The following is a 7,752-nucleotide window of genomic DNA, read 5'->3' as shown; positions in this document are numbered from 1 at the left end:
TATGGTGCCTACCATCACATCCACATCCATGGCAAGCCGGAATCCGCCCCCTTAAAAACAGTGGATGTCGTGGGTGCGCTGTGTGAGAATAATGACAAGTTTGCCCTCCAAAGGCAGTTGCCCGAAACCCGGAAAGGAGACATCCTGATTATCCACGACACCGGGGCCCACGGACATGCCATGGGCTTTAACTACAACGGCCAGCTTCGTCCCAAGGAACTTCTGCTTAAAACCGACGGCAGCATTGAACTGATCCGAAGGGCAGAGACCATGGACGACTATTTCGCCACATTAAATTTTGAGCCCCAAACCATCACACCGGGACATCCCTGATGCTGCCCGGAACCGGAAACAAAATAAAATAATTGATTATCAATCAAATTTATGGTTTGCTTTAACCCGTACATGGGCCCAAAGATTTCGACTCTGGCATTGACCCGGCAGGAGAAATAGCATGGATTTAAAACAGATCTGCCCTGATAAGCTGCTTACGGCTGAAGCAAGTGTAAAAAAAATTCGCAATGGTTCCAGGGTATTCATCGGTACCGGATGCGGAGAACCCCAGCAGCTGATCCGGGCTATGGTCGAGAACCAGTCCCTCCAGGACATTGTTGTTTATCAGATGCTGTCAACCACCCTGGCGCAATATCTAAATGATGACAATTTTTCGTCCCGGTTTTCCATTAAACTATTCTTTATTTCCGTTCTTATGCGTAAATTTGCCTTTGAAGGAAAAATTGATTATATCCCGGCCTACCTTTCCCAGATTCCAAAAGTTTTCCGGAATAATGAAATCGGCCTGGATGTTGCCCTGGTCCAGGTCAGCCCGCCGGATGCCCATGGTTACTGTTCTTTAGGCATTTCTGTGGATATCACCCTTTCGGGAATGAAAAATGCTCAAGTTACCATTGCCCAGGTCAATCCCCAAATGCCCAGGACCTGGGGAGATTCTCTGGTGCACATCGATGATATCGATTATTTAGTGGAATACGAAGAACCGCTTCTGGAATCCCTGCCCAAGACCAAAAACAAAACCGTGGTTGAACGCATCGGCCATTATGTCAGCCAGCTGGTGGATGACGGTTCCACACTGCAGATCGGTTTCGGGCATCTGCCCCATGCTATCATGCCTTATCTGGCCGGCAAAAAGGACCTTGGTATCCATACCCAGGTCATCACGGACGGCCTTCTGCCCTTATTCAAACAAAAGGTAATCACCAACCGCAAAAAAAACTTTCTCCCCGAACGGGCCGTTGCGTCCCTTTGCATGGGGTCAAAGGAACTATATAACTATATAGCTGACAACCCCATGTTCTATTTCAGGTCCTCTGAATTTGTGAACGATCCCAATGTCATTGCCAGAAATGATAACCTGATCTCCATCAGTTCAGCCCTGGAGGTGGATCTGACAGGCCAGACATGCACGGACTCAAAAGGGTATCTGTTTTATTCGGGCATCGGTGACCAGGTGGATTTCATCAGGGGATCTGCCATGTCCAAAGGCGGGTTTTCCATTGTCATCATCCCGTCCACGGCCCAGAACGGCCAGGTATCCAGAATTGTGACTCATTTAAGCGAAGGCGCCGGGGTTGCCACCACCCGGGGTGACATTGACATTGTGGTCACTGAATACGGTATTGCAGAAATCCGGCGGAAAAGCATTTTCCAGCGGGTTATGGAACTGGCCCAGATTGCCCATCCCAAATTCCGCAAGGAACTCATTGAACAGGCCAAACAGCGCCATTATATTTTCAGCGACCAGTTGCCGCCCACAAACCAGGACCTGCTGTTTCTCAATGCCTATAAATACAACAGGCTATTGCCCGGCGGGAAACAGTTGGAAGTCAGGCCGCTTCAGCCCTCGGATGAATTCGAATCCAGAAATTTTTATTACTCCCTCCAAGAAGATTCCATCTATTTTCGATTTTTTAACAGGCGCAAAGTTTTCTCAAGGCGCATGCTCCAGCAGATGTGGGCCCAGGTGGATTACAGCCGGAATATGACCCTTATTGCCCTTATGCAGCAGGGCAAACGCAAACAGATTGTAGCTGTGGCATCTTACGCAGAAGTGAGTCCCCAAAATGCGGAAGTGGCATTCCTGGTTCAAGAGGATTTACATGGACAGGGGATTGCTACCTTTTTGCTGAACTGCCTTGAAAAAATCGCCCGCCAGAACAATTATTCCTGTTTCACTGCCCTTGTCCTGGCCGAAAACCGGAAAATGCTCAATGTGTTTAAAAACACCTACCCCCACGCAGAATTTATACGGGGGGAAAGCGGGGAAATTGAAGTGACCATGCCCTTTGCCATCATCGAAGAACATAATACGGTTAATGATGATGATGATCTGCCCCCGGAATAAAGCTGACAACCTCCCCCATGACGGATAATCGTCCCTTTTTGATACTGGCCCCGTTGCAGGGGTTCACCGATGTGGTGTTCAGGCAGGCATATGTCCGGCATTTCACCGGCATTGACCAGGCCATGGCCCCGTTTATCTCCACCATGGGCAGCAGGCGCCTGAAACCGGCCAGACTGAAAGACGTGGATACGAATCTGAACACAGCCCTTCCTGTCATCCCCCAGATCCTGGGAAATAATCCGGATGATTTTATCTATCTTGGGAATTATCTTTTTGACATGGGCTATGCCCAGGTGAACTGGAACCTTGGGTGCCCCCATTTAAAAATTGCAAAAAAACAGCGGGGATCAGGCCTTTTACCCCACCCGGATAAAATAGACGCCTTCCTTTCCCGGGTCATCCCGGCCATGAAGCCCACCCTAAGCGTCAAAATCCGCCTGGGCCGTAAAAATAAGGAAGAGATCCTGGACCTGATTGCAATGTTCAACACCCACAAGCTTGACGAAATCATCCTGCACCCCAGAACCGGGGAGCAAATGTATACAGGCTCCGCTGATGTTGACGCGTTTGAAAAGGCCATGAACGCCTGTGACCATCCCATGGTCTATAACGGAGATATTGTGGACAGGGCATCATGGGAAAAAATCCAACAACGTTTTCCGAAAATCAACCGCTTCATGGTCGGCAGAGGCATTCTTTCCAACCCCTTTTTGCCCGAGCAGATCAAAGGGTTGAAAACCGATCCCCACCACATTGACGTCCCAAAAAATAACAGCCAAACGCGTGAACGATTAAAAACCTTTCATACGGATCTTTTTAACAGTTACAAACAGGTCTTTTCAGGCCCGGGGCACCTTATCGGGCGCATGAAGGGATTCTGGAACTATCTGGGGCCCTCCTTTGAAAACAGCAAAAAACCGTTGAAAAAACTGCTCAAGTCAAATTCGGAGCAGGACTACTCAGACCGGGTCAGTGAATTCTGGGAAATGGACCTAAAATTCTGCCCGGACAGGATAGAATGACACGCATACGCTCCGCTAATGAGCCGCCCAAACACGGGTTTCGGTTTAGGCACTTACTAAGTAGGTGGATGAAAATAAAACCGTATTCACCTCTCAGTGTTTTTTCAATAAAATGCTATTATTAAGGAATGTTATCAATTTCAAAGAAACCATTAAACCGGGAATTATTTCTATCTTGGTACTTAACAGCAAGACTGGAAGCAACTTATGCTTGAGGTCCAAGGTCTGGCCAAGTCATTTGGTTTGCAGGCCATTTTTAAAAATTTCAGCCTGGATCTGCCCCAGGGGTGGTTTACGGTGCTGGTGGGCCCGTCCGGGTGCGGAAAATCCACCCTTTTTGACTGCCTGACCGGCATGGTCTGCCCGGACCAGGGCCGGATTGTGTGGCAGGGCAACGCCACTGCCCACCTTGGCAGCCTTGCCGCCTATATGCAGCAAAAGGACATGCTGCTGCCCTGGCTGACGCTGGGAGAAAACACGCTTTTGCCGGTGCAGGCAAAGCCCCGGGCTCTTAGGGATATGAAACAGGCAACGGAAAAACTTGCCCGGATCTTCAAAAAAATCGGGCTTACAGGATTTCAGACCCATTATCCCGACCAGGTATCCGGCGGCATGCGCCAGCGATGCGCCCTGGCCCGCACCCTGATGTTTGACCGGGATCTGGTCCTGTTGGATGAACCCCTGTCCGCACTGGACGCCATTACCCGCCGGGAACTGCAAGGTCTGCTGCTCATGCTGCAAAAAGAGTTCGGCAAAACCGTTCTCATGATCACCCACGACATTGAAGAGGCCCTGACCCTGGCAGATGACATCATCCTTTTAGGTCCTGCCCCCATGACCATCCTGGATCGGTTCCAGCCCAGGGCATCCAAACCCAGGGACTTCAGCCTGCCGGAATTCATGGACATCAAAGCCAGGATTCTTTCCCGGCTGGAGACCGGAAAGGAGAAGATTCAGGGATGAAATGGCCAGATACCTTATTCCCGTCAGCCCTTACCCTGGGCATACTGGTCCTCTGGGAGGCCCTTGTACGGACCATGGACATCCCGGCATTTATCCTGCCCCCGCCCTCGGACATCGGCCTTTGCGCGGTGGTAAAAGCGCCCCTGATCTGGTCCCATGCCCTGGCCACGGCCCTGGAAATCATACTGGGCATTGTGATTGCCCTGGGAACCGCCATTCCGTTGGCCATATTCATGTTTGCCCGGCCCGGCATCGAAAAAGGCCTTTCCCCGTTTCTGGTGGCATCCCAGGCTGTTCCGGTATTTGCCCTGGCGCCGCTGCTTGTGATCTGGCTGGGGTACGGCATCTGGTCCAAGGTGTTCATGGCCTGGGTGATCATTTTTTTCCCCATTACCGTGAACCTGTTATCCGGCCTTAAAAGCTGCGATCCTGATTTTCGCAGACTGTTTACCCTTATGGGTGCGGGGTTTTGGATGAAGCTGCGCCTGCTGTACTGGCCCTGGGCCCTCCCCCAGTTTTTCTCCGGGCTTAGGGTGGGCGTCACCGTGGCCACCATCGGCGCGGTCATCGGCGAATGGGTGGGTGCCCAGAAAGGGCTTGGGTATCTGATGATCCAGTCCAATGCCCGGCTGAATACGGATCTGGTATTTGCCTGCATTCTCTGGCTTTCGGCCATGGGTATTGGGCTGTGGGCCCTGGTCGGTTTTGTTGAAAGACGAATAATGACATGGAAAAACAATGAATTCATAAAAAGAGAGGATAAACAATGAAACGACATGTTGTTCTGACACTAATGATTTTCTTAATGATCTGCAGCACGGCATCGGCACAGAAACTTGTGCTCATGCTGGACTGGTTTCCCAACGTGGACCACCTGCCTGTCTATCTTGCCCAGGAATCCGGATATTTTGCCGAGCAAGGTCTGGAAGTTGAGATTATCATTCCATCGGAGACCTCGGATGCCCTGAAGCTCGCAGCAGCCGGCCAGGTGGATCTGGCCGTGTCCTACCAGCCCCAGACCATCATGGCGGCAGATGCCGGGCTCCAGGTTAAAGCCGTGGTCCCCCTTGTGGTCAAGCCCCTGACCACCCTGATGTTTTTGGATCAGTCCATAAAAACGCCCGCAGATTTGTCCGGTAAAAAAATTGGTTACACCGTGCCCGGATTCATGGACATGCTGCTCAAAGGCTTTGCCGACATCAACGGGATCACGGACTACACCCCGGTGAATGTGGGATTCACCATCCTGCCCGCCCTGCTTTCCCAACAGGTGGCCGCTGTTATGGGTCCCTTTAAAACTTACGAAACCGTGACCATGCAGCAGCAGGGCGTTGAACCCCGGTTTTTTGAACTGGAAAAATACGGCATTCCGGAATACGAAGAGCTGATTTTTGCGGCAGGTGCAGCCACCCTTGAAAAGAAAAAAGAGGCTGTCCACGGATTTGTCCTGGCGCTTTCCAAGGCCCTGGCCGACATTAAAAAGGATCCTGACAACGCCCTGTCGCGCTACTTTAATGCCCTGCCCGAAGTGGATAAAGAGACAGAAACAAAAGCGTTTGCCCTGACAGCGGCGTATTTTGCTGCCCCGGGCCAGGTCAGCCATCCTGAAAAATGGCAGGCATTTATAGATTTTTCCCTGAAATACGGACTGATTAAAAACACGCTCAGCCCCCGGGATCTTATCTACACCTGGAACAACAACAATTGAAAAGATCCGATCCAAAGGGAGGTTGTAACTTATGAAAACATACTATCGCGCATTAACCATCGCAGGGTCTGACAGCGGCGGCGGGGCCGGTATCCAGGCAGACTTGAAAACCTTCAGTGCCCTGGGGGTCTTTGGCATGTCCGCCATTACGGCACTCACGGCCCAGAATACCCACAGTGTCACAGGTATTTTCCCGGTTCCCCCGGCATTTATCGGGGAACAGATGGATGCCGTGATGGCAGATATCGGCGCCAATGCCGTAAAAATCGGCATGCTCCATTCACCTGAAGTCATTAAAATGGTGGCCCAAAAACTCAAACAATGGCAATGCCGCAATGTGGTGCTGGACCCGGTGATGATCTCCAAATCCGGAGACAAACTGCTCCAGGACGATGCTGTGGCCGCACTGACAACGCACCTGCTTCCCCTGGCCACAGTGATCACCCCGAATCTGCCCGAGGCCTCGGTGCTTTTAGGCAGGACCATCGACACCCCGGATAAAATGGAAGACGCTGCCGCAGCCCTTGCAGGCCTTGGCGCAGCCAATGTGCTGGTCAAAGGCGGGCACCTGGCTTCGGGGCCGGGCATTGATCTGCTCTATGAAGCCGCCTCCGGGCAGACAACGCGGTATATGGCCGACCGGGTGAATACAAAAAACAGCCACGGTACCGGGTGCACCCTGTCATCGGCCATTGCCGCAGGCCTTGCCCGGGGACTTGACCTGAAATCGGCCGTTGCCGGAGCCAAAACCTATATCACCGAGGCATTAAAAGCCGGCGCCGATATCAAAACCGGCTCAGGGCACGGACCGGTCCACCATTTTCATGCGCTGTGGAAGAAGGAATTATTTATATCTGCATAACATTCAAAATATTCATGTTATCTGGTCAGATAAGCCGGAATGAAAAATAAACGGTAACCGCAGATCAACTTTTTTTTAAAACGATGAAGTGATTTGGTGCTCACCCGCTAATACTTTGATTATGAAACGGCTCAAATTTAGCGGTCAACAGCTCTCGAAATGTCCAAACATGATCCGTCAGTCCAGCGGCCATCCCAGGGGTTCGATGTTGCCACTTGGGCAGAATCAAATCTGAAGCGAAGACCTTCTGCTCAGGCAAGGGCAGGCGCAAACTCATATGCGGTCTGGCAAAGTTGTAGAAGGCTTGAAAGAAGGTCACACGCCGCCTCATTTGGGTTCGATCCTTGCAGAAACACTGGCTTTTTCTCACCAGAGGCGCCAAGGCATGACGAAGCGTAAGATTGAGACGTTCAATCAAACTGGTACTAATCGACAGCCCCAATCCGGCCAGGCGCCCGGCACCGCAGCAAACCCGATGCATCAACTCTTGAAGTCTTCCTTGACGCTTCTTTTTGATCAGCTGTCCATAGACCAGATCCGGGTGAGGTTCCTTTACAGGTTCCTTGGGACGGCCTCGCTTTCCTGTGCGCGGAAACGTTATCTGAGTATAATATAGTGTTCCAGAAAAATAAATTGGACTCTCTTGGGAGATGATTTATTATGTATTTTCAAGCAATAACGAATGCATAATAATCAACTTTCAAGGAGCCCGGATGGCCACTTTAAAATCCCCCACCCGTGGCCGGGTCAAAATCCCCCGGCGACAGAAAATTAAGATCTAAGTTATTCGCTTAATATCTTCTATTTTTTCCTTTTTTCACCCCTCCCTGGTGTT

7 protein-coding genes and 1 pseudogene are annotated in these 7,752 nt (G+C 51.0%); 7 read left to right on the top strand and 1 reads right to left on the bottom strand.

Going from position 1 to position 7,752, the window contains the following annotated elements:
- From AB7U36_RS14340 to thiD, 7 genes and pseudogenes are all read left to right on the top strand, one after another.
- Nucleotides 1-333 (top strand): annotated as a pseudogene (locus AB7U36_RS14340) (diaminopimelate decarboxylase); the annotation flags it as partial.
- A 121-nt stretch (nt 334-454) separates the two neighbouring features.
- Entirely contained in the window at nt 455-2,362 is a 1,908-nt protein-coding gene (locus AB7U36_RS14335; RefSeq protein WP_428160421.1) for a GNAT family N-acetyltransferase, read from the top strand.
- A 17-nt stretch (nt 2,363-2,379) separates the two neighbouring features.
- Entirely contained in the window at nt 2,380-3,384 is a 1,005-nt protein-coding gene (locus AB7U36_RS14330; RefSeq protein WP_428160420.1) for a tRNA dihydrouridine synthase, read from the top strand.
- Between the two features lie 207 nt (nt 3,385-3,591).
- Nucleotides 3,592-4,347, top strand: a complete 756-nt coding sequence (locus tag AB7U36_RS14325; protein ID WP_428160419.1) for an ABC transporter ATP-binding protein — start codon at nt 3,592-3,594, stop codon at nt 4,345-4,347.
- Complete coding sequence (locus AB7U36_RS14320) at nt 4,344-5,117, top strand: ABC transporter permease (protein WP_428160418.1); 774 nt, start codon at nt 4,344-4,346, stop codon at nt 5,115-5,117. The genes AB7U36_RS14325 and AB7U36_RS14320 overlap by 4 nt, the downstream gene beginning before the upstream one ends.
- Complete coding sequence (locus AB7U36_RS14315; RefSeq protein ID WP_428160417.1) at nt 5,114-6,055, top strand: ABC transporter substrate-binding protein; 942 nt, start codon at nt 5,114-5,116, stop codon at nt 6,053-6,055. The genes AB7U36_RS14320 and AB7U36_RS14315 overlap by 4 nt, the downstream gene beginning before the upstream one ends.
- A gap of 31 nt (nt 6,056-6,086) precedes the next feature.
- Nucleotides 6,087-6,917, top strand: a complete 831-nt coding sequence (thiD, locus tag AB7U36_RS14310) for a bifunctional hydroxymethylpyrimidine kinase/phosphomethylpyrimidine kinase (protein ID WP_428160416.1) — start codon at nt 6,087-6,089, stop codon at nt 6,915-6,917.
- A gap of 100 nt (nt 6,918-7,017) precedes the next feature.
- Here the strand turns inward: thiD and AB7U36_RS14305 are convergent, their stop codons facing one another.
- Nucleotides 7,018-7,401, bottom strand: a complete 384-nt coding sequence (locus AB7U36_RS14305) for a hypothetical protein (protein WP_428160415.1) — start codon at nt 7,399-7,401, stop codon at nt 7,018-7,020.
- Nucleotides 7,402-7,752: the final 351 nt, after the last annotated feature.

The sequence above is a fragment of the Desulfobacter sp. genome (genome assembly GCF_050177295.1).
Note: the sequence above shows the minus strand (reverse complement) of the source record. Positions and strands in the feature narration are given on the sequence as shown.

Coding starts and splice junctions, on each gene's coding strand:
- AB7U36_RS14335 (WP_428160421.1), top strand. CDS start 455: ATGGATTTAAAACAGATCTGCCCTGATAAGCTGCTTACGGCTGAAGCA.
- AB7U36_RS14330 (WP_428160420.1), top strand. CDS start 2,380: ATGACGGATAATCGTCCCTTTTTGATACTGGCCCCGTTGCAGGGGTTC.
- AB7U36_RS14325 (WP_428160419.1), top strand. CDS start 3,592: ATGCTTGAGGTCCAAGGTCTGGCCAAGTCATTTGGTTTGCAGGCCATT.
- AB7U36_RS14320 (WP_428160418.1), top strand. CDS start 4,344: ATGAAATGGCCAGATACCTTATTCCCGTCAGCCCTTACCCTGGGCATA.
- AB7U36_RS14315 (WP_428160417.1), top strand. CDS start 5,114: ATGAAACGACATGTTGTTCTGACACTAATGATTTTCTTAATGATCTGC.
- thiD (WP_428160416.1), top strand. CDS start 6,087: ATGAAAACATACTATCGCGCATTAACCATCGCAGGGTCTGACAGCGGC.